General features: G+C 67.5%; 18 protein-coding genes. 6 read left to right on the forward strand and 12 right to left on the reverse strand.

Translation table 11 applies throughout. The features are described 5' to 3' along the window. From IFT82_RS18550 to IFT82_RS18555, 3 genes are all read left to right on the forward strand, one after another. Window positions 1-580 (forward strand): methyl-accepting chemotaxis protein (locus IFT82_RS18550; RefSeq protein ID WP_244646966.1); only part of this gene is annotated, 580 nt, incomplete at its 5' end. Between the two features lie 98 nt (window positions 581-678). Next, window positions 679-725, forward strand: a 47-nt coding sequence (locus tag IFT82_RS21550; protein WP_446740989.1) for a hypothetical protein, incomplete at its 3' end; no start/stop codon positions are given. A 1-nt stretch (window position 726) separates the two neighbouring features. Continuing rightward, entirely contained in the window at window positions 727-1,590 is an 864-nt protein-coding gene (locus IFT82_RS18555) for a DUF2332 domain-containing protein (protein ID WP_244646968.1), read from the forward strand. Here IFT82_RS18555 and IFT82_RS18560 read toward each other — a convergent pair. The 9 genes from IFT82_RS18560 to IFT82_RS18600 form a co-directional block, all read right to left on the reverse strand. Next, entirely contained in the window at window positions 1,571-2,329 is a 759-nt protein-coding gene (locus tag IFT82_RS18560) for a FadR/GntR family transcriptional regulator (RefSeq protein WP_192129621.1), read from the reverse strand. The genes IFT82_RS18555 and IFT82_RS18560 overlap by 20 nt on opposite strands. 72 nt (window positions 2,330-2,401) lie before the next feature. Then, a complete protein-coding gene (locus IFT82_RS18565) occupies window positions 2,402-3,511 on the reverse strand; it encodes a glycoside hydrolase family 53 protein (protein WP_192129622.1) in 1,110 nt (369 codons plus the stop codon). Beyond that, complete coding sequence (locus tag IFT82_RS18570) at window positions 3,511-6,360, reverse strand: TonB-dependent receptor (protein ID WP_244646970.1); 2,850 nt, start codon at window positions 6,358-6,360, stop codon at window positions 3,511-3,513. The genes IFT82_RS18565 and IFT82_RS18570 overlap by 1 nt, the downstream gene beginning before the upstream one ends. 79 nt (window positions 6,361-6,439) lie before the next feature. Next, the gene (gene galA, locus IFT82_RS18575; protein WP_192129623.1) at window positions 6,440-8,908 is read right to left on the reverse strand and encodes a beta-galactosidase GalA; all 2,469 of its coding nucleotides are present in this window, start codon (window positions 8,906-8,908) and stop codon (window positions 6,440-6,442) included. A gap of 99 nt (window positions 8,909-9,007) precedes the next feature. Beyond that, complete coding sequence (locus tag IFT82_RS18580) at window positions 9,008-10,837, reverse strand: DUF885 domain-containing protein (RefSeq protein WP_192129624.1); 1,830 nt, start codon at window positions 10,835-10,837, stop codon at window positions 9,008-9,010. A gap of 115 nt (window positions 10,838-10,952) precedes the next feature. Further along, window positions 10,953-11,573, reverse strand: coding sequence for a DUF1190 domain-containing protein (locus IFT82_RS18585; protein WP_192129625.1), 621 nt, complete (start codon window positions 11,571-11,573; stop codon window positions 10,953-10,955). Window positions 11,574-11,583: 10 nt separating this feature from the next. Beyond that, on the reverse strand, window positions 11,584-12,000 hold the full coding sequence (locus IFT82_RS18590) for a DUF350 domain-containing protein (RefSeq protein WP_192129626.1): 417 nt from the start codon (window positions 11,998-12,000) through the stop codon (window positions 11,584-11,586). 9 nt (window positions 12,001-12,009) lie between these two features. Beyond that, on the reverse strand, window positions 12,010-12,648 hold the full coding sequence (locus IFT82_RS18595; RefSeq protein ID WP_192129627.1) for a DUF2491 family protein: 639 nt from the start codon (window positions 12,646-12,648) through the stop codon (window positions 12,010-12,012). Continuing rightward, on the reverse strand, window positions 12,645-13,676 hold the full coding sequence (locus tag IFT82_RS18600) for a potassium channel family protein (protein ID WP_244646971.1): 1,032 nt from the start codon (window positions 13,674-13,676) through the stop codon (window positions 12,645-12,647). The genes IFT82_RS18595 and IFT82_RS18600 overlap by 4 nt, the downstream gene beginning before the upstream one ends. Before the next feature lie 81 nt (window positions 13,677-13,757). Between IFT82_RS18600 and IFT82_RS18605 the strand changes: the two genes are divergently transcribed. Genes IFT82_RS18605 through IFT82_RS18615 form a run of 3 tightly spaced genes read left to right on the forward strand, consistent with a single transcriptional unit; the run spans window position 13,758 to window position 16,107 of the window. Continuing rightward, window positions 13,758-14,174, forward strand: coding sequence for a YjfI family protein (locus IFT82_RS18605; protein ID WP_244646973.1), 417 nt, complete (start codon window positions 13,758-13,760; stop codon window positions 14,172-14,174). Window positions 14,175-14,187: 13 nt separating this feature from the next. Then, window positions 14,188-14,940, forward strand: a complete 753-nt coding sequence (locus IFT82_RS18610; protein ID WP_192129630.1) for a PspA/IM30 family protein — start codon at window positions 14,188-14,190, stop codon at window positions 14,938-14,940. Window positions 14,941-14,943: 3 nt separating this feature from the next. Next, a complete protein-coding gene (locus IFT82_RS18615) occupies window positions 14,944-16,107 on the forward strand; it encodes a glutathionylspermidine synthase family protein (protein WP_192129631.1) in 1,164 nt (387 codons plus the stop codon). Between the two features lie 376 nt (window positions 16,108-16,483). Here IFT82_RS18615 and IFT82_RS18620 read toward each other — a convergent pair. The 3 genes from IFT82_RS18620 to dnaG form a co-directional block, all read right to left on the reverse strand. After that, window positions 16,484-17,430, reverse strand: a protein-coding gene (locus tag IFT82_RS18620; RefSeq protein WP_192129632.1) for an IS630 family transposase whose coding sequence is annotated in 2 segments (ribosomal slippage) — window positions 16,484-17,094 and window positions 17,094-17,430 — 948 coding nt in all. Because the reading frame shifts where the segments join, the coding sequence is not laid out codon by codon here. A gap of 248 nt (window positions 17,431-17,678) precedes the next feature. After that, complete coding sequence (gene rpoD, locus IFT82_RS18625; RefSeq protein WP_192129633.1) at window positions 17,679-19,706, reverse strand: RNA polymerase sigma factor RpoD; 2,028 nt, start codon at window positions 19,704-19,706, stop codon at window positions 17,679-17,681. Then, window positions 19,706-21,589, reverse strand: a complete 1,884-nt coding sequence (gene dnaG, locus IFT82_RS18630; RefSeq protein ID WP_192129634.1) for a DNA primase — start codon at window positions 21,587-21,589, stop codon at window positions 19,706-19,708. The genes rpoD and dnaG overlap by 1 nt, the downstream gene beginning before the upstream one ends. Between the last annotated feature and the right edge of the window lie 14 nt (window positions 21,590-21,603).

Here is a 21,603-nt window from a genome sequence, read left to right on the forward strand (position 1 = left end):
CGACAAGATCGCGTTCCAGACGCGGGTGCTGGCGATGAACGCCGCGGTCGAAGCCGGCCGGGCGGGCGACGCGGGTCGTGGCTTCGCGGTGGTGGCCGATCTGGTGTCGGCGCTGGCGATGCGTGCCGAGGAGGAAGCCAAGCGGGCCCGCGACCAGTTGACGGTGACGCAGACCGATATCGTCACCGCGGTCGAGGCCGTCACCAAGGTCGACGGCGCGCTCGCCAACATCTCGGGCGACGTGGCGCAGGTGCACGAACTGCTGGCGACGATGGCGGCGGACAATCAGGCGCAGTCGGCGGCGATCACGCAGATATCGGCGGCGATCGGGATGATGGACCAGTCGACCCAGCAGAACGCCGCGATGGTCGAGCAAACCTCGGCCGCCGCGCGCAACCTGTCCACCGAGGTCGGCAGTCTCGCCGATCAGGCGGCGCGCTTCGTCACCGCCCGGCGTGGCCCGGCCCGGCCGGTAGCCCGGCAGATGGCGCCGGCGCGCTTCGCCGGCCCGGTCCGCAACCTGCCCGCCGCCGCCGTCACCGCGCTGGTCCGCGCGGATGGCGACTGGCAGGAGTTCTAGACATCTTCCTGTCGGCGATCGAGGCGGCACCGGACGGAGCGGCGCCGGGCAGCCAGTCCCCGGACGGGGAGGGGGCGGTACTGGCGCGGCAGGCGGAGGTGCTGCGCGCGCTGGGCCAGCCGTTCGTCGCCGCGCTGCTCGATGCNCTGGCGATGCGCTTCAACGGCGCGCTGCATGCGCTGGCCCGCGCCGATGAAGGGACCGCGCTCGCCGCGCTGCTCCGCCACGAGCATGACGATGTCGATGCGGCGGTGGGTGCGGTGATCGCCGGACACGACGATTTCATCGTTGGCTGGATGCGCGATCCGCCCCAGACCAACGAGGTCGTGCGCGCCGGGGCGATCATGGCGGCGCTGACGGTCGTGGCCGCGACGTTCGACCTGCCCTTCACGCTGATCGAGCTGGGCTCGAGCGCGGGATTGAACCTGAACCTGGCCCGCTACCGCTACGATCTGGGCGGTCGCCGGATGGGACCGGAAGCCTCGCCCGTCCTCGTCGCCCCTGTCTGGCAGGGGCCGCCGCCACCCGCCGGCGCGGTACGGATCGCGGGCGCGCGCGGCGTCGACCTGCGGCCGCTCGACGTCACCGATGCCGCCGCGTGCGCGCGGCTGTCCGCCTTCGCCTGGACCGACGATCCACACCGCGCCGGACGGCTGACCCAGGCGATCGCGCTGGCGCAGGCGCATCCGCCGGCGATCGACCGGGGCGACCTCACCCGCTGGCTACCGCGACAACTGGCGATGCCGCAACCCGCCGGGCTGTGCCGGGTCGTCTTCCATTCGATGGTGCTGCAATATCTGGGTGCCGGGCAGCGCGCCGCGATCGTCGCCGCCATCCACCGCGCCGGCACCCGTGCCGATCCGAGCCGGCCGCTCGCCTGGATCGGGTTCGAGTGGACCGAATGCCGCCGCGAGGTCCGCCTGATGCTCACCTGCTGGCCGGACGGCACCACCCACCACCTCGCCACCTGCCACCCCTACGGCCAGTGGATCAAATGGCTGCATCCCTGACGGATGGGGGCGGGCGTCGGCCAGCCACGTCGATCAGGTCGAGTACGTCCCCGACGATCCGGCGCATTGCGGTTCTGGCTCCGTCGCCATCGCGGCGTTCGATCGCGCGGGCGACAGCGGCATGTTCGGGGATGTTGGCGCTGCGACCCTTGGCCGTGTTCGTGAAGCGGATCGACGTGCGCAGCGCGGTGGCGACGACTTCCTCGAATTGCGCATAGAACGGGTTATGCGCCGCGTGCAGGATGGCCACGTGGAAGGCGATGTCAGCGTCGAGGGGATCGTCGTCGCCCGCCTCGGCGTCCTTCATCCGTTGCAGGCCGGCATCGATCGCCTGCATCTGCGCCGCGTCGTGCAGGCGGGCGGCGAGCGCGGCCGCCTCCGGCTCGATCCCCAGCCGCAACTGATTGAAATGGATGAGCAGGTCGATCGAGAACTTGCGGTCCAGCATCCACCGCAGGACATCGACATCGAACAGGTTCCAGTGCGCGACCGGGCGTACGGTCGTGCCCTGCCGCGGCCGGGCGCTGACGATGCCCTTGGCGGTCAGCATCTTCACCGCCTCCCGCGTGACGGACCGGCTGACACCGTGCGCCTTGGCGATTTCCGCCTCGGTCGGGAAAGGCCGGTCTTCATAGCGGCCGGTCACGATCGCCTTGCCCAGCGTATCGAGCATGGTGCGGGTCAGGTTGTGCCCGGCATCACCGCCGTCGGCGGCGCTGCGGGGCCGGGCATGGGTCATGATGGATCGTGTGACCATCCCCCTGCGATGTCATCCCGGATCGGTCCTGTCATCCGACTTCGTGACGGTCGATCAGCGTTTCCCGCGATAATCGTGTCGCAGGAAATCGAAGGCAGGCAACGCCTCGTGCCGCTTGTAGTCGAACCAGGCGGCATTCTCCCAGTTCGATCCCTTGCCCCACCGGGTGCCGCAGCGGGTGGAGATCCAGTTCGGCTCCCAATAGACTACGCCGATGCCCCCCGACGCCGCCACCGTGCGGGTCAGGTCGATCAGGTAATCGCGCTGCCCCTTTGGCGTCGCCGGATAGCCGGCGACCAGCGTATCGGCCCCCAGCAGATTGGGCGAGGTATCGGCATTGTCGATGGTGAACGGATAGGCGGTTTCGACGACGATCACGTCCGCCCTGTACCGATCCTGCGCCCGTGCGATCGTCTGCCCCATCTCCGCCATCGAGCGGGTCGACCATTTCTTGTAATAGCTGATGCCGATCACGTCGTAATCGATCACCCCCGCCGCGGTCGCGGCGTCGAACCAAGGCTCGACATTCTCGGGCTGGGCGATGTGGAGCATGATGCGCGGATTGATCCGGGCGGTCCGGCCCGCGTCGCGCACCGCCTTGATCCCGGCATTCAGCAGCGTCGCGTTGCGCGTCCAGTCGATCGCCTTTTTCGGGCCGGCCATCAGTTCCGGGTTGGTCTCGTTGCCGACCTGCACCATCTCCGGCATCAGGCCCTGCGCATCAAGCTTGCCGAGCACGTCGCGGGTGTATTCGTAGAGCGCCCTGGCCTGCCCCGGCGTGTCGAGCTTCGCCCAGGCGGCCGGCGCGATCTGCTTGTCGCCATCGGCCCAGTCGTCGGAATAATGGAAGTCGAGCAGCACCTGCATTCCTGCCGCCCGCGCGCGACGGATGGTCTTCGTCACATCGGCCAGGTCGCTGTATTTGGTCCACGTCGCGTCGTTCCACAGGCGGACGCGGACGATGTTGCCGCCCTTGCCCGCGAGCAGCGCGAACGGATCGACCGGCTTGCCCGCCGATCGATAGACCGCGCCGCAATCCTCCATTTCGTTGACGTAGGACAGGTCGGCCCCGAGATAGAGACCGCCCGCCGGCTTCGACGGCAAGGCCGTGGCGGGCACGGCACCGGCCAGCAGCAGGGCGAGGGTGGCGAACAGGCCCGGCATCAGAAACCGAACCCGACGCCGGCCATGAAGCGGCGGCCGAACTTTTCGTACCGGCCCTGCAGGCGCTTGTCCCCGTAATAGGTTTCGAACGGCTCATCGGTCAGATTGTTCGCCTGCAGCAGCAGTTCCACGCCGCGAAGACGCGAGGTGTCGCCGAATTTGTACGAGGTCTGGAAATCCAGCACGCCTTCTGGCCGGGTGTAGAGCAGCCGGTCGGTATCGCCCAGTTCGGTGACATAGGCGCTGCGATAGCGATAGGCGACGCGCGCCTCGAACCCGCTCTTGCTGTAGTAGAGCGTCGCATTGCCGACATGCTTCGACAGGCCGGGCAGGCCGAGCGACCCGATCGCATTGTCCGCCTCCGCCACCGTGATCTTGCTGTCGGTATAGGAGTAGTTGAGATAGACGCCGAACCCGTCGAGCGGTGCGGGCAGGAAGGTCAGCGCCTTCTGGAACAGCACCTCGACCCCCTTCACCTTGCCGCCCTGGCCGTTGCGCGGCTGCGTGAAGGTGCCGGTGATCTGGTTGCCGCCGGCATCGGTGACGACATAGGGCGTGACCGAGTTGAAGATGTAGGTGTCGAGGTCCTTGTAGAAACCCGATACCGTCAGCGCGCTGTCCCGGTCGAAATACCATTCCCAGGTCAGGTCGAACTGCTTGGCGCGGAACGGCTCCAGATTGGGATTGCCGCCGGTCGCCGACGGGGTGCCGCCGCTGGTGAACACACCAAAGCCGGCATTGAGGCTGTCGAGCGGCGCGCGGGCGAGCGCCTTGCTGGCGCCGACGCGAACCTGCATCTCCGGGTTCAGCTTCAGCGTGAGGTTGAGGTTGGGCAGCCAGTCGGTGAAGCTGTTCTTCACGCTGAACGGCGTCGCGGTGGCGACGGCGCCCTGACCGTCGATCGCCGTGCTGCTCGACCGTTCGCTGGTCCGCACCACGCGGACGCCGATGTTTCCGGTCAGCGGCATGTCGCCGACCATGCTGTCGATATCCGCCTGCACGTAACCGGCCCAGGTCTTTTCCTTGACCACCCAGCTGGACGACTGGTCGAAGAACGATTCCTGCGGGTCGATCGTGCCGAAGAACCGCTGCAATGCGCCCGGAATGTCGATCGCCAGCGTGGGGGGCAGATCGGCATAGGCGCCGGGGAAACGGACCGTGCCGACGATCAGGTCGGCGGGCACCGCGACGCGGGCGGCGGCATCGATGAAACCGAACTGCGTCCGCTGCGTCAGGTCCTTGCGGCGATCGGTGAAGCGGGCGCCGGCCGAGACGTTGGCGATGAACCCGCCGACCTCACGCGTCACGTCGCTCTTCAACGAGAACAGTTCGTCGTTGATGAGCGGCGCGCCGCCGCCATTGGTCGGAATCTGGAATTCGGAGATGCGGTTGACCGACGGGTCGGTCAGGTCGCGGTTGAACGCATAGGTCGGCACGCCGCCCGGATTGGTCAGGAACGACGCATTGATGCCCGCCCGCTCCTGAAACGGAATGCCGTTGGCGGTCGCCGAATATTCGGTGCGCAGCGTCACGAACCGCTGGTCGCGGTGCGTGGTCGAGTAACCGGCATCGGTGGTGATGGTCCAGCCGTCGTTGCTCCACTTGGCGTTCAGGCCACCGGCATAGAGATCGTCGGTGAACCGGAACATCTCGTTCACGTTGCGCACGTCGAGACCGAACGGCTCGTTGTTGTTGGTCGCGGTGATGCCGGTGACGAACCCCTCGACCAGCGTCGGGTTGGCGAAGCTGTTGCCGAACGGCAGCCCCTCGGCCCGTACCCCCCGTTGCGTCTCGTCGAATTTGACGTGGCTGTAGAAGAAGTCGCCATTGACCTCGATATTGCCGCCCGCCGGTTTCCATTGCACCGCCGCGACCCCGCCGTGGCGAATGTCGTCACCGCCGCGTACCAGCGCCTCGAACCCGAAGGGGATGTTGTCGTTGCCCTGTCCGTCGCCGTTCAGGTCGGCAAAGCTGTTGGTCGGGCGGAAGATGTTGGTGCGCACCGTCGCATTGGCCTGACGCCGCCCGGAATAGCCGAGTGCGATGCCCAGCGTGTCGTCGGCGAACTGCCCGACATAGGAGATGCTGCCGATATAGCCGAACGGCTTGGCATCGGCGATGTCGTCGGCCACGTCGTTGTACGATCCGCGCAGGTTGATCGCGATGCGGCCCTTCTGCAGATCGAGCGGGCGCACCGAGCGCAGGTCGACCTGCCCGGCGATCGCGCCCTCGACCTGCGTCGCGGTCGGCGATTTGAAGACCGATGCGCCACTCAGCATCTCGGCCGGAAACTGTTCATACCGGATGTTGCGGTTGGCTTCGGCGGAGACGACCTCGCGACCGTTGAGCAGCGTGTTGACCAGATCGGGGCCGAGGCCGCGGATCGAGATCTGCGTGCCGTTGCCACGGTCGCGGTTGGTGGCGAGGCCGGGCAGGCGGGCCAGCGATTCGGCGATGCTCGCCTCTGGCAGCTTGCCGAGGTCTTCGGCCGACAGCACTTCCTGCACCCGGTCGGCATTGCGCTTCTGGTTGATCGCGGTGCGCAGCGACTGGCGGAAGCCGGTGACGACGATGTCGTCGCCGGCGCCCTGATCGACTCCTGCCGGATCAACCCCTGCCGGATCAACCCCTGCCTGATTGACCCCTGCCGGATCGACCGGCGCCTGATCGCTGGGCGTCTGGTCGGGTGTGCTGGCGGACCCGGCGGTCGGCGATGCGCTGGTCGTGCCCCCCAGGCTGCTCTGCGGTGTCCCGGTCTGCGGCGCGGTCTGCGTCTGCGCCTGTGCCGACGCGGCATCGATGATCGCCGCCATGCTGGCGGCGACCAGTAGGAACGCCTTGCGATGCATTTGAAATCTCCCCTGACGACCGATCTGCGCCGGCCGCCCCATTAAATATGATAAATCGATTGCGGGCCTAAGAGGGGATTCAGGCCGGTTTGGCAAGCAACGAAATACGGCCTTCCCCCAAACCGTCAGCCGTTGCCCGGATCGCGATCGGTCCACCTTTCGTCCCCGCGCGCACGATCGCCTGCGCCAGCCCGTGAAAGACGCGGCGTTCGCTGGCGTGATCGGGTTCCAGACTGGTCGGATTGCCGTTGCCGACCCCGATTACCGCGGCATCACCGATGACCGCGAACCGGACCAGATGATCCGCATCGGGCACCGGCCGTCCCCGTGCATCGAGGATCGTCGCGCGCACGACCGCGACATCGTCGCCCGTCGCCGCCAGCAGGCGGCGATCCGCGACCAGTTCGACCCGCGCGGCGGGGCCGGCGGTGTCGCGGATGTCGCGCGCCACCCGGCGGCCGCGATCATAGCCGCGCGCCTCCAGCCGGCCGGGCGCATAGGGCACCATCCAGGCGAGATGGCCGTTGCGCGGCATCGGCTTGCGGCCGATCGAACGACCGTTCAGCAGCAGTTCCACCTCGGCGCAATTGCCATGGACCCACACCTCGATCGGCTGTCCGTCGCGCCCCGGCCATGTCCAGTGCGGCAGCAGGTGGACCATCGGCTCCGTCGGCCGCCACCATGCGCGGTAATAATGGAAATTGTCCTTGGGGAAGCCGCAGGTGTCGAGCACGCCGAAGTAGCTCGAAATGCTGGGGAACTGGGCATAGGGCGTCGGCTCGCCCCGATAGTCGAAGCCGGTCCAGATAAAGCCGCCGGCGATATGGGGCCGGGTCGCCGCGATCGTCCACCATGCCTCCGCGGTCGATGCCCACCACGGATGTTCGGTGTCGTAGGCGCGCACGATATGCGCGGCGGGATCGTTGGCATAGGCGCCGCGCGTCGACACGGTGCTGCCGGTTTCCGATCCATAGACGGGCACGTCGGGGTGCGCGGTGTGGAACGCCTCGATCTGGTCGGTGCGATAGTTGAAGCCGACCACGTCGACGACCTTGCCCACGCCCTTGTCCCAGCTGTTGTCCAGCGCGAAGGTGGTCGGGCGGGTCGGGTCCAGCTGGCGTACCGCCGCCTGCATCGCGGTGGTGATCCGCGCGCCGCGATCCGTGCCCTGATGCGGCTCCTCGTTGCCCAGCGACCAGGCGATGATGCACGGATGGTTGCGGTCACGCCGCACGATGCGGTCGAGTTCGTCCATCGCCACGGGATCGCTGCTGTTGCGCCGCGCCTCGACGATCATCAACAGGCCCTTTTCATCGGCCAGATCGAGCAGCGCGGTCGCGGGCGGATTGTGCGCGTTACGCCACGCGTTGGAGCCCATCGCCTGCACCTGATCGATCCGCCACGCATGCAGCGCATCGGGAATGCCGGTGCCGACGCCCGCATGATCCTGATGGTTGCAGGTGCCCAGCAGCTTGGTCGGCCGGCCGTTGAGCAGGAAGCCGCGCGCCGCATCGAACCGGATCGCGCGGATGCCGAACGGCGTCTCGTACCGGTCGACGACCGCGCCGTTCACCACGATCTCGCTGACCAGTCGGTGCAGATGCGGCGTTTCGGTCGACCACAGCGCGGGCGCGCGCAATGCCGCGCTCGCGTCGGCGGTGACGGTCGCGCCGGGATCGATCCGCAGGCCGGTGTCGGGCAGGGGAGTGCGCGTGCGCCCGTCGGGGGCGACGATCGACTGGCGAACGACGGCATCGACCGTGGCGGGGCCGTCGTTGCGCACCTCCAGCTTTATATGAACGGCGGCGCCGTCACCGGTGACCTCGCTGCGCACGACGCTGCCCCATTGCGGGACGTGCACCGGCGCGGCGCGGACCAGATCGACATGGCGGTACAGGCCCGCGCCCTCGTAGAACCAGCCTTCGCCGAGCGAGGCGTCGACCCGCACCGCCACGACATTGGGCTTGCCGTCATAGTTCAGGAAATCCCCGATCGATGCGGCGAACGGCGCATAACCGCTCTCGTTGGTGGCGACGACATAGCCGTTCACGAACACGATGCAGTCGCGGAACACGCCGTCGAATTCCAGCCAGATGCTGCGATCGCGATCCTGCGGCGAGACGGCGATCGCGGTCCGGTACCAGCCGACGCTGTTCGCCGGGAATGCCCGCCCGATCGCCTTGAAGCCGTGCGCGGCGGCCGCGTCCTCGCTGTCCTTGGGCGCGGGGGCAGCGGGCGGGGCGAAGGGCAGTTCGACCGCCCAGTCGTGCGGCACGCGCACCATGCGCCAGCCGCTGTCGTCGAAGCCGGCCATCGCCGCCTCGGCGGTCGCCGCGCCGGCCTTGGCGAAGGTGCGCTGGTTGCGGCCGAAGTCGAAATCCCGAGCCTGATCGGCGGCGTGGCCAAGGTGGAACCGCCACGTCGCCAGCCGCTCGCGCAGGCGGGGGGACGTGGCAGGCGATACGTCCGCCGCCACCGCGACCTGGCCGCCGCCCAGTACCGCGAGCGTACCCGCCCCCGCCACGAATTCCCGCCGCCCTACCTGCATCACCACATCCTATTTGTCTTATAATAGGGCGTTAGCAGATCATCGACGGGGAGCAATCGATGATCCCTCCGCTCAACCCTACAACCGACACGGCGAGGATCAGGCGCGGGCGGCCATCGCCCGTGCCCGTTCCTCGACCATCGCCTCCAGCATCACCAGCGGCACCGCGCCGCTCCGCAACACCTCGTGGAACTGGCGCAGATCGAATTTGTCACCGGCGATACGCTGCGCATTGGCGCGTGCGCGGAGCCAGCTGGCATGGCCGATCTTATAGCTGCACGCCTGGCCCGGCATCGTGCAGTACCGCTCGATCTCCCGCAGCGAACGGCCGCGCGCGAAGCCGACGGTCTCGACCATGTAATCGGTCGCCTTCTCCCGGCTCCATCGCTGCGTATGGATGCCGGTGTCGACCACCAGCCGCGCGGCGCGGAACAGGAAGGATTGCAGATAACCGGCACGCTCGATCGGCCCCGCATAGCCGCCGAGTTCGTCCGCCAGTTGCTCGGCATAGAGCGCCCAGCCTTCCAGATAGGCACCGAAGAAGCTGATCTTGCGCAGCACATGCGTATCGGCGGCCTGCGCGGTGGAGATCTGGAGGTGATGGCCCGGCACGCCTTCATGATAGGTCAGGCTGGGCAGCGTGTACTTCGGCCAGTCGCCGACGCTTTTCAGGTTGATCCAGTAGATCGCCGGCCGCGATCCGTCGAGCGTCGCACGCGAATAGTAACCGTTGGAGGCGCCGTCCTGTATCTCGACCGGCACCGCCCGGATTTCGAGCGGCGCGTCGGCGGGATCGATGAAAGCCTGTGGGAGCTTTGCCTGCATCGCGCGGACGCCGCTGTTGAGGCTCGCGATCAGATCGGCCCTACCGGCGGCGGTGTCCGGATAAAGCTGTGCGGCGCTGGCGTTGAGGGCGGTCAGCCGCGCGCCGACGCTGCCGGTCGTCATCCCCTGGCCCCTCAGGATCGCATCCAGTTGGGCGGTCAGGTCCGCGACCTGTTCCAGCCCCATCCGATGCACGTCGGCGGGGGAGAGGGTGGTCGTCGTCGCACCGGCCAGCGCGGCGGCATAGATCGCATCGCCCTGCGGCACCGCCCAGACTCCGGCGACGTCGCGAGCGGAGGGACGCAGGCGGCGGATCAGCGCGATCTGGCGATCGAGTGCGGGATAGACCTTGTCGTGCACGATGGCCGTGGCACGGGGACCGTAATCGCCGGTCAGCTTCGCGGCGGCGGCGCGACGGACCAGCGATCCGACCAGACTGCTGTCGGCCGGGGCAGGGCTGCGCAAGGCGACCATCTGGCCCAGCGCCAGATCGAGCGAGAAACCGGGGGCGAGCAGGCCGCGTGCCGCCTCCGCCTCTTGTTCGCGGCTATCCGTATCGAGCGCGCCGGCCATCGCCCCCAACCGAGCCAAATAGGCTTCGGCGTCGTCCGCCGTCGCGATGGTGTGCGACGAATTCAGGAAATCGGGCAGCGAGAAATAGGCGCCGCCCTGCTGGGTGATCCGGTACGGGCGGATCGGCGTATCGATGTCGAAGCGTTCGGGGCCGACCATCTGCTGGTCGATCGAATAGAGCACGACATCGCGGTCGACCTTCGCGGCGGGCGACAGGGTGGCGGCGGGGATCGCGCGCAACTGCGCCGCGTTGCGCTTCGCCCGTGCCAGCGACCGTGCCCGGGCGGCGGCGGAATCATCCCCCAGCTTGTATTTGAGCGAGGCGTTCGCCCCCTTGTCGAACCCGAGTGCGGTCGCGAATTCCGGGGCTTCCTTGATCGTCTCGGCCAGGATGGCATCGAATGTCGCGGTCAGGCGCGCGTCGCCCGGCCCGGTCGTGGCGGCAGGCGTTTGGGCGGCCAGCCGGGTCAGCGGCGACAGGGTGACCACGCCGGCGGCGGTGCCCCCGGCAAGAAAATGGCGACGGTTCATGAATGGCACCCTCCGGCGTGACGATGCGCGAACCCTAGGTTCTTCATCGCCAGCGTCAACGCCGGCCCGATCCGCCGCGTATCAATTACTTGCGCGGCGACCTTCCGGTACGATCCTATCCGCCCCAGCCGCCGCGCGAACTGGACCGGCCGCCAAAACCGCCCCGCGACACCACCGAACTGCGCGTCTGGATACGGGAGGTCGTGACCGGGGCGTTGATCGCCTGCGAACCGACCTGATAGCGATAGCCCCGCCCGCCATAGCCGCCATTGTACAACCATGCCCCCGACCCCGTATAATAACGGTCGTCGCGGCGATCGCGGTACAGCCCGCCGTAGCGATAGCCGCCGCCGTTCGCGATCTGTCCGATCAGGAAGCCCGTCAGCAGGGGGGCGAAGAAGCTTTGGCCGCCGTCATTGCGCGGCTGGCACGATCCGCTGCCGAACTGTTCTTCGCACACGCCCTTGTCGGCGAAGCGGGGGGCGGTGCGGTTGTCGTCGTTGGCGGCGGTGCGCTGTGCGTCCTCGCACTGCGCCTGCGTATAGTCGCCGGCGGCGACGCATTCGCGGATGGACTGGAACGCCGCCACCTCGGTCGGTGGACCGAATTGTTTCCGGGACATTTCCTCGGGGCTGGGGTCGCACCCGGTGAGCATCGCGACCGATCCGATCGCGGTCAGACCGGCGGCGGCGGAGCGCATACGCCGGCGGGCCGGCGGGCGGGAGGGAGTATCCATCACGCGTCCCTCAATAGGTCATGCTGGCGGCGTTGAGCAACCCGACGCCGATCGAGGTCGCCGCCAGATAGATGCCGCTGGCGACGTTCCCCGCCTCGATCCGGGCAGCCATGTCGCGCACGACGAAACGCCGCACGATCAGCGAGGCGAGAATCTGCACCGCCCCCGCAAGCACCCCCCACAAGGCGAACTCGATCGGGTCGGCCGTCACGCTGAGCGCCGAGGCGAGCGGCAGCGCGAAGCCGATGATCGCGCCCCCCAGCGCGACGGCCGCAGCGAGATTGCCCGCCGCGATCAGGCTCGCCTCGTCATAGGGCGTCGACATCTGGTACAGCCGCTTGAACACCGCCAGCAGCAGGCAGGCCAGGCCGAAGGCGACGACGAAATGTCCCGCGCCCTCCAGAAAGCCGTGCGTCAGATAGTCCATGTTTCCCCCTCAGGCGCTGAATTCGGCCGGGCCGAGCGGCAGGCCGACCATAATCTCGTGCGTGTAATCGCCGCCCTCCGGCTCCATCGCCAGTGCGAGCAGCAGTTCCATGCCGGCCGGTTGCAGGTCGCGGGAATAGAGCATGCAGGTCTGGCGGATGTGGCGGACCGGGTCGGCGTCGCGTTCGTAATAGACCGCTTCCCACAACTGCACCGGCGGCTGGTCGCGGTCGTCCTCGTCATACCAGAACCGGCGGAACGGGGGCAGGCCGTCCTCGTTCCAATGCGCCTTTGCCATCCGTTGAAGGAACGCCTCCTTGTCGGCGCGGCCGGCGGGGTAGGTGCTCGACCAGGGGCGGAACAGGGTGAAATCGTCCGCATCCGAACCGTCCGCCTGCTGGCTGACCGCCTGCAGCATCAGTTCGTCGTCGGTGTAGAAGCGGTGGACATGGCTGCCGTCGTCCAGCTTGATGACGCCCTGCGCGGTGATCTCCAGCGTGTCGCGTTCCAGACGGAAGCCGGTATTCTCCAGCATCCGCCACGCCAGCGCGTCCAGCCGGACTGTGCGGCCGATGGTGATGTTGCGCACCTCGGCCAGCCGGGTCGTGGCGGGACGCTGGTCGAGGCCGAAGAGTGATTTCCAGATCATGACGATAGCCGCTCCTTGGCGACATAGAACAGGCGATCGCCATCGACGATCCGTCGATCGAGGTCGAACCGCGGCGTATTCGCGCCGGCCGGACAACTGGCGACCAGCACCGCGCCGCGTTCGCGCAACCGTCCGGCGACCTCGTCATAGCCGCCCCCGCTATCCGCCCGACAGGCATATAGCGTCGCCCCGGTATCGGTGTGGCTGGCCAGCTGGGCGAGCAGATGGCTCGATCCGGGGTCGCTCAATGCCTTGACCACCAGTTCCACGGTCGGGGTCAGCACCACTTCCACCGCCGGGCAATGCGCATGCAGCAGCCGGGCGGTGTCCGCGTCGCGCAGGAAGCAGACGATATGGGCATCGTCGTTCAGGGCGGTCACCGCCAGCGTCGCGGCCAGTGTCTCGGCATCGGTGGTGGCGTAGACGACGATGCGCGCGGCGGTGGCGACACCGGCGCGGTGCAGGTCGGCGGGCGCGGTCAGGCTACCGGCGCGGACATAGCGAAAGGCGGGATCGTCGCCGGGCAGTTCCTCGGTCGCGACCAGCACGATGTCGCGCCGCCCGTCGGCGGCCAGTTCGGCGACCATCCGCACGGTGCGCGCCGGTTCGTGGCCGATCAGGACGACATGCCCCCGCATCGCCCTATAGTCGCCCAGCCCGAGCCGGCGGCGACGCCAGCGTTGGGACAGCCCGGCGAAGGTGCGCGCGATCGCGGTGGTGAACAGCGCGATCGCCCCCGGCATCACCCAGAAGGCGGCGAGCAACCGGCCGGCATCCCCCTTGGGCGACAGATCGCCATAGCCCACCGTCGAGGCGGTCGTCGCATACCAGTAGATGAACGCGATCGGGGAACGCAGATCGGCCTCGCCGGCCAGCCGCAGCGCGACATGACTGGTCGCCATATGCGCCAGCAGCAGCGCAAACAGGATGCCGGGATGCAGTTCGCTGGCGGCGAGATACAATCGGCGCAGCACGACGGCCAGCCCACCCGTCCGGCGCTGCTCCGTCACGCTCCGACGTTCCGCCATCGTCATCCCGCTTCCCCATGTTGCAAGTGCTGCGGTGTCGTGCTTGGAGTGTCAAGCGACAGCCACGGAAAGGGACGGGATTTGGCGGAGCCTTGGACGATCGACGCACTGGCGGAGGCGCTGCGCGGCTATGACGGCGAATTCGCGGTCCAGCCGCTGGAGGGCGACGAACCGGTGCTGCACGTCACGATGCGCGAGCATGGCGATCTGGCGGTGTTCCTCAGCGCGGCGGGCGATCAGATCGTCGCCTCGACGCTGTTGTGGCCGGTGGATGAGCAGGCGGATGCCGATGCCTTCAACCGCTTTATCCTGAAGGCGCAGAAGGTGGTGCCGCTGTCCAACTTCGCGATCACCGAGGTGGATGGCCGCGACTATTACGAACTGGTCGGCGAACTTGCCGCCGCCTCGCCGATCGAGATGATCGTGCTGGAGTTGCGGGTGCTGGCCGACAACGCCATCTCCGCCGCGGACGATCTGCGTACCGCGTTCGCCGCCTGAAGGATATCGTACCATGTGGAAACAGCTCGTCACCCTGATCCGTGGCACCGCGCACGAAGCGGGGCAGGCGGCCGTCGACAAGCGGGCGCTCGTCATCCTCGACCAGCAGATTCGCGATGCCCATGCCGCGCAGGGCAAGGCGCGCGACGATCTCGCGACGCTGACCGCGCGCCGCCGGCTGATCGAGAAGGAACTGGAAGGGCTGGTCGCGCAGCGCGGCAAGTACGAAAGCTCTGCGCGCGCGGCGATGCAGCGCGGCGACATGGACCTGGCCCGCGAGGTCGCCGAACGGCTCGCCTCGATCGAGGCGGAGGAGGCGACCAAGACGCCGCAAATCGCCGACATGCGTACCGCCGAGGATCGCATCCGCGGCATCATCAAGCAGTCCGACGGCAAGATCCAGGCGCTGTCGCGCGAGGTGGAGGTCGTCCGCGCCAACGAAAGCGTGCAGAAGGCACAGGCCAGCGTCGCGGCCAGCTATGGCGGCACCCTGTCGTCGATGGGATCGGCGGCGGACAGCCTGAAGCGGATCAAGGAACAGCAGGCGATCCGCGACGAGAAGTTCCGCGCCTCCGCCGAACTGGAAGACATGCGCACCGGCGCCGATCTCGATGCCAAGCTGCGCAATGCCGGGTTGCTGGAGGGATCGAGCAGCGCCGACGACATCCTCGCGCGGCTGGCCGGCCCGCAGGGAGGATCGACGGACGGCGCCGATACCAAGCGGCTGCCCAACGACACCGGCATCCGCGCGCTGCCGCGCGAATAGGCGATGGAGCGCATCACCGCCGCCGAGCGGCCCGACTGGCAGGCGACCGCCGAGCGGATGGGCTTCACCTTCCACCATCTCGGCGGTGAGCGGTACTGGGACGAGCGCGCCTATTACCGCTTCACGCTCGACGAGGTGGAGGAACGGATCGAGGGGCCGAGCGGCGAGCTCCATGCCATGTGCCTCGATCTGGTGGCGGAGGCGGCGGGGAGCGAGGCGCTGATGCATCGCCTCGCCATTCCGGACGACCATCGTGACGTGATCGCGCGCAGCTGGGCGGCGCGGGCGCCCTCGCTCTACGGCCGGTTCGATTTCAGCTATGACGGCACCGGGCCGGCGAAGATGCTGGAATACAATGCGGACACGCCGACCAGCATCTTCGAGACCGCGCTGTTCCAGTGGCAATGGCTGGAGGACATGATCGCGGCCGGCGCGCTGCCCGCCGAGGCCGATCAGTATAATCGCCTGCACGAGGCGCTGGTCGCGCGGATGGGGGCGATCCTGACGCCGGGCAGCCTGCTCCATTTCGCCAGCGATGCCGACCATCCGGAAGACCGGCAGACGGTCCGTTATCTGGAGGACGTGGCGCGGCAGGCGGGGCTCGATCCGGAATTCGTAGCGGTGAACCGCATCGGCGTCGATGGCGATGGCCGTTTCGTCGACGAGGCCGGCACGATCATCGCCGCGATCTTCAAGCTGTATCCGTGGGAAGACATGCTGCGTGAGCCCTATGCCGCGCACCTGACCACGGCCCGCGCGCTGTTCCTGGAGCCGGCGTGGAAGGCGATCCTGTCGAACAAGGCGATGCTGCCGCTGCTGTGGGAGCGGCATCGCGGCCACCCCAATCTGCTGCCCGCCGCCTTTGCCGACGATCCGGCCGCGGTGGCGGCTATCGGGCCGCGCTATGCTATGAAGCCGTTCTTTTCGCGGGAGGGCTGGGACATCGAACTGGTCGATGGCGGCGAGGTCCAGCACGGCCCGGCGGGCGGTTATGGCGAGGAAGGCTATATCGTCCAGGCACTGGCGCCGCTGCCCGACCATGACGGGTTCCGTCCCGTGGTGGGATCGTGGATCGTCGGGGACGAAGCGGTCGCCATGTCGATCCGCGAGGACGACGTCGCCATCACCCGCGATCTTGCCCGGTTCGTGCCGCATATCATCGTCTGACGGGGACCCGGCTGTTGGCGGATAGCGAGCGATGGCGGCCGGGGATGCCCGCATGGCGGATCGGATCGTCCAGCCGCCTGTGGCAGGCATGACGGTGGGCGGCACCACCCGGCCAGGGGCGTTCGAACGGTTTGCCCGGTTCTGGATATTGGCATCAGATGCCCCGGGCGTCATGCGAAGCCGCTGGCTTTTGACTGGCGGGGCTTTGGCGCTCGTCCACCGTTTCCGGTCGCGATCCGCGGGGAAGGGCGCCCCATCGCCTAAAGCCGGATGACATCGGGTTGAACCGGATGTTCGTCGTTGCGAGCGGAGCGAAGCAATTCAGGACGTTCTGGTCCGGCCCTGGATTGCTTCGCTGCGCTAGGGCGTTTTCCGATCAATCTGCATCGTATCCGGCGTTGGCGAAGTAGTTGGCGCATTCCTGTGGCGGATAGAGATCGAGGATGCGGCCGATGGCGTTCCAGAGGCCGTGGATGGTGCGCTCGGCAGCCTTGCGCAGGTGGGCCTTCAGCTTCGAGAAGGCCTGCTCGATCGGGTTGAAGTCGGGGCTGTAGGGCGGGAGGAAGAGCAGCTTTGCGCCAGCGGCTTCGATGGCCTCGCGGGCGGCAGGCGTTTTATGGCTCGACAGGTTGTCCATGATGACGATGTCGCCGGGCTTCAGGTCGGGCACGAGCACCCGGCGCACGTAGGCAACGAAGGCGTCGCGGTTGATCGGGCCGTCGAGCACCATCGGCGCGACCATGCCGGTGCGGCGCAGGCCGGCGACAAGCGTGGTGGTCTTCCAGTGTCCGTGCGGCACGCCTGAGCGCAGCCGTTCGCCGCGCCGACAACGGCCATGGCGTCGTGCCATGTTGGTCGATGCCCACGTCTCGTCGATGAACACCAGCCGCTCGGGATCAAGGTCGAGTTGGCCATCGAACCACTCCTCCCGGCGTTTCAGGACGTCGGGGCGGTCCTGCTCGGTGGCATGCGCTGTCTTTTTTTGCGCGTGATCCGGTGCCGGTCGAAGAACCGCCACAGCGTGCCGATCCCGACCGGCATGCCGCGTTCGGCGAGCAGCGCCTGCAACTCGACCAGCGTGATGTCGTCCTTCGCCTCGATCGCGGCGAGGATGAAGGCCGCGTGCGCGTCGATCCTGCCCGCACGACGGTCGCCGCCCTGCGGCTTGGCTGCGGGGGTGCCGTGCTGAAGGACCAGTTGCCGCCAGCGGATCGCGCGTGCCGCGCTGACACCGAACCGCGCTGCCGCGGCCCGGCACGACATCCCACCGTCAACCGCGGCTACCACCCGCTCTCGAAGGTCCTGTGACAGCACTCGTGGCATACATGCCGGCCTCCTGACCCGGCCCGGAGCCTGAATCAGAAAACCGCGCCCGTGTGAATCCTCAACGATTCAAAAAGCGCGGAAACCGCCCTAGCCAAGACGGATGGGGATGGGATGGATCAGGATGACGTCATCCCGCCTCATAAGGCGGGCCACGCGCCGCGACGTCGGGCGGCGGGCGGTCTTCGATCCGAGATGTATCCGAAAATCGATGGGGTCGTGGTGCGGACACCACGACCCCTGCGGTCTTACTGGTCGAGGAAGCTGCGCATCTTGCGGCTGCGGCTGGGGTGCTTCAGCTTGCGGAGCGCCTTCGCCTCGATCTGCCGGATTCGTTCGCGCGTCACGCTGAACTGCTGCCCGACCTCTTCCAGCGTGTGATCGGTGTTCATGCCGATGCCGAAGCGCATGCGCAGCACGCGTTCCTCACGCGGGGTCAGGCTGGCGAGGACGCGCGTGACGGTTTCCTTCAGGTTCGCCTGGATCGCGGCATCGACCGGGATGACCGCGTTCTTGTCCTCGATGAAGTCGCCCAGATGCGAATCCTCCTCGTCGCCGATCGGCGTTTCGAGGGAGATCGGCTCCTTGGCGATCTTCATCACCTTGCGCACTTTTTCCAGCGGCATGGAAAGGCGCTCGGCCATCTCCTCCGGGGTCGGTTCGCGGCCCTGCTCGTGCAGGAACTGGCGGCTGGTGCGGACCAGCTTGTTGATCGTCTCGATCATGTGGACCGGGATGCGGATCGTGCGCGCCTGATCGGCGATCGAGCGGGTGATCGCCTGCCTGATCCACCAGGTCGCATAGGTCGAGAACTTGTAGCCGCGACGATACTCGAACTTGTCGACCGCCTTCATCAGGCCGATATTGCCCTCCTGAATGAGATCGAGGAACTGCAGGCCGCGGTTCGTGTATTTCTTGGCGATCGAGATCACGAGGCGCAGGTTCGCCTCGACCATCTCCTTCTTGGCGATCCGCGCCTCGCGCTCGCCCTTCTGCACCATGTTGACGATGCGACGGAACTCGGCGAGCGCCATGCCGGTGGCCTGCGAAATCTCGCCGATCTCGGTGCGGATGCGATCGACTGCCTCACCCTCGTTGGTGACGAAGGCGGTCCATTTCTTGTCGACCTTGCCGACCGTGACCAGCCACGTGTCGTCCAGCTCATGGCCGATATAGCGGTCGAGGAAGTCCTTGCGCGGCACCTTGTGCCGCTCCGCCAGCCGCAGCATCTGACCGCCCAAGGCGGTCAGGCGACGGTTGAAGGCGTAGAGCTGATCGACCAGATATTCGATCTTGGCGTTGTGGAACTGGACGCTCTCGACCTCGGCAGTCAGATCCTCGCGCAGCTTCTGGTACTTGCGCTCGTCCGCCGCCGACAGTTCGCCGCCTGCGCCCATCGAGTCGAGCCGGGTCTGCTGGAGCTTGGCGAATTTCTTGTAGAGCGCGGTGATGTTGGCGAAGCGTTCGAGCGCGATCGGCTTGAGCTGCTCCTCCATCTGCGCGAGCGAGAGGGTGTTGTCCTCGTCCTCGTCGTCGGAGGGGCGGGGGGTGCGACGCTCGCCGTCCTCGTCCTCGTCGGCGGAGGGTTCCTCGGGCTCTTCCTCTTCCTTGAACGAGGCACCCGCGGTCTTCTCGCTGATCTCGTCGCCTTCTTCCTCGGCGCCCTCGACCTGCTCGGGGCTCGGGCCCTTGGACAGCATCGCGTCGAGATCGAGGATCTCGCGCAACTGCATCGTGCCTTCGTTCAACGCGGTCGACCAGTCGATGATCGCGTTGAAGGTGATCGGACTTTCGCACAGCCCCAAGATCATCGTGTCGCGACCCGCCTCGATCCGCTTGGCGATGGCGATCTCGCCCTCGCGCGACAGCAGTTCGACCGCGCCCATCTCGCGCAGGTACATGCGGACGGGATCGTCGGTGCGATCGATCGTCTCTTTCTTCTTTTCCGGCAGCGCGGTGTCGGCGGTGCCATCGTCGGCGGCCTCCGGCTCCTCGGCATCGTCGGCGCGTTCCTCGGGCTCGCCGTCCTCGCCGGCCTCCTCGTTCTCGACGATGTTGATGCCCATCTCGTTGAGCGCGGCCATCGCGTCTTCGAGCTGGTCGGACGACAGCTGATCCTGCGGCAACGCCTCGTTCAACTGGTCATAGGTGATGTACCCGCGCTTCTTGGCACGGGCGAGCATCTTCTTGACCGACGCATCGTTGAGATCGATCAGCGGCGCATCACCCGTTTCCGGAGCCTCGGTCGTATCTGCCGCCATGTTAGCCTTCGCCATCAATTACCCTCGAAACCCAACGATCGGGCGTCTTCGTTCGACTGACATAGGTTTGCAAGTCGCATTTCCAACGCCTGTTTTTCCCTGACCAGTGCCACCTGCCGTTCGAACGCCTCGTCCGTGAAGCGCGTCTGCATCGCCTGCGTCGCTTGCGCCAGTTGCGCATCGACCTCGGGCCGGGCGATCAGGATGGCGATCGCCTCGTCCAGATCCTCGCGGGATCGCTGATCGTTACCGGACGGCTGCGTGAACGAATAGGGCATGGCATCGGCCCGCAGGAGATCGCTGGCGACCTCCCCGAAACCGGACTTCTGCAATATGGTGACGAGGTGCGCACTATCAAGCGCGTCGCCGGTGCGCCGGTCCTCCAGCGCGACATCGACCACCGCCTCGAACAGCCGGCCCAGCGCCCCATCGGCGAGGCGCAGGCTGCCCAGCACCTCCATATGGCGGGCGATCTCGACCGGATGGCGGATCAGCCCGGCCAGCACCGCCTTCGCCAGCACCCGGTCGATCCCGGCGGCGCGGAACGCCTTGGCATCCTCGGTCACGGGGCCGGTGGGCAAAGCGGGGCCGGGGCGCCATGGCTGGCGGCCACGCTGGAACGGCACGAACGGTTTGCGCTGCGGCGTGAAATGCGCGTCGAAGCGACGACGGAAATCGGACTGGTATTCGGCGCGCACCGAATCGTCGGCGATGCCCCCGGCCAGTTCGGCGAGACGGCGTTTCAGGCCGGCGCGCTGTTCGGGCGTGTCGAGCGGTTCGGCGGCGACCTCGCTGCGCCACAGCCGATCGACCAGCGGTTGCGGCTCGCGCAGCAACGCCTCCATCGCGCCCGCGCCGCCCGCCTTGACCAGATCGTCGGGGTCCTGCCCCTCGGGCAGGGTGACGAACGACAGGCTGCGACCGGGCTGGAGCAGCGGCAACGCGCGGTGCGCGGCGCGCAACGCAGCCTTCTGCCCGGCCGCATCGCCGTCGAAGCACAGGATCGGCACGTCGACCATTCGCCACAGCCGTTCCAGCTGATGCTCGGTCAGCGCGGTGCCGAGCGGGGCGACCGCCTCCGCGATCCCCGCCTGCGCCAGCGCGATCACGTCCATATACCCCTCGACCACCAGCACGCGGTTCGCCTTGCGCGCGGCCGGCGCGGCGCGATCGAGGTTGTAAAGGGTGCGGCCCTTGTCGAAGAGGGGGGTGTCGGGGGAGTTGAGATACTTCGGCTCACCCTCGCCGATGATGCGGCCACCGAAGGCGATCGTCCGGCCGCGCGCATCGCGGATCGGGATCATCAGGCGGCCCCGGAACCGGTCGTAGGGCTCCTTACCCTCGACCTGGATCAACATGCCGGATTCGACCAGCATCGGATCGCCGTAATCCTTCAGCGCCGCCTTCAGCCGGCCGCGCGAATCGGGGGCGAACCCCATGCCGAAGGTGCGTGCCGTTTCCGCCGCGATACCGCGCCGGTCGAGCAGCTGGCGCGCGTCGTTACCGGCAAGCCCGTGCAACTGCTCGGTGAACCAGGCGGCGGCATCGGCCATCGCCTCGTGCAGGCCCTTCGCCTTTTCCGCGCGCTCGGCGGACTGGCGATCCTGCGCGGGCATCTCCATGCCCGCCGTCTGCGCCAGTTCCTTGACCGCATCGATGAAGGGCAGGCCGCGCTGGTCGGTCATCCAGCGGATCGCATCGCCATGCGCCGAACAGCCGAAGCAGTGATAGAAGCCCTTGTCGTCATTGACGTAAAAGCTGGGCGTCTTTTCGTTATGGAACGGGCAGCAGCCGCGCATCTCGCGGCCGGCCTTCTGCAATTTGGTGGTCTTGCCGATCAGCGCCGACAGCGACGTGCGCGTACGCAGTTCGTCGAGAAAGGCGGGTGAGAGGCTCATGCGCGCTTTATAAC

The organism is Sphingomonas sp. CFBP 8760, from assembly GCF_014841615.1.
Classification (GTDB): domain Bacteria; phylum Pseudomonadota; class Alphaproteobacteria; order Sphingomonadales; family Sphingomonadaceae; genus Sphingomonas.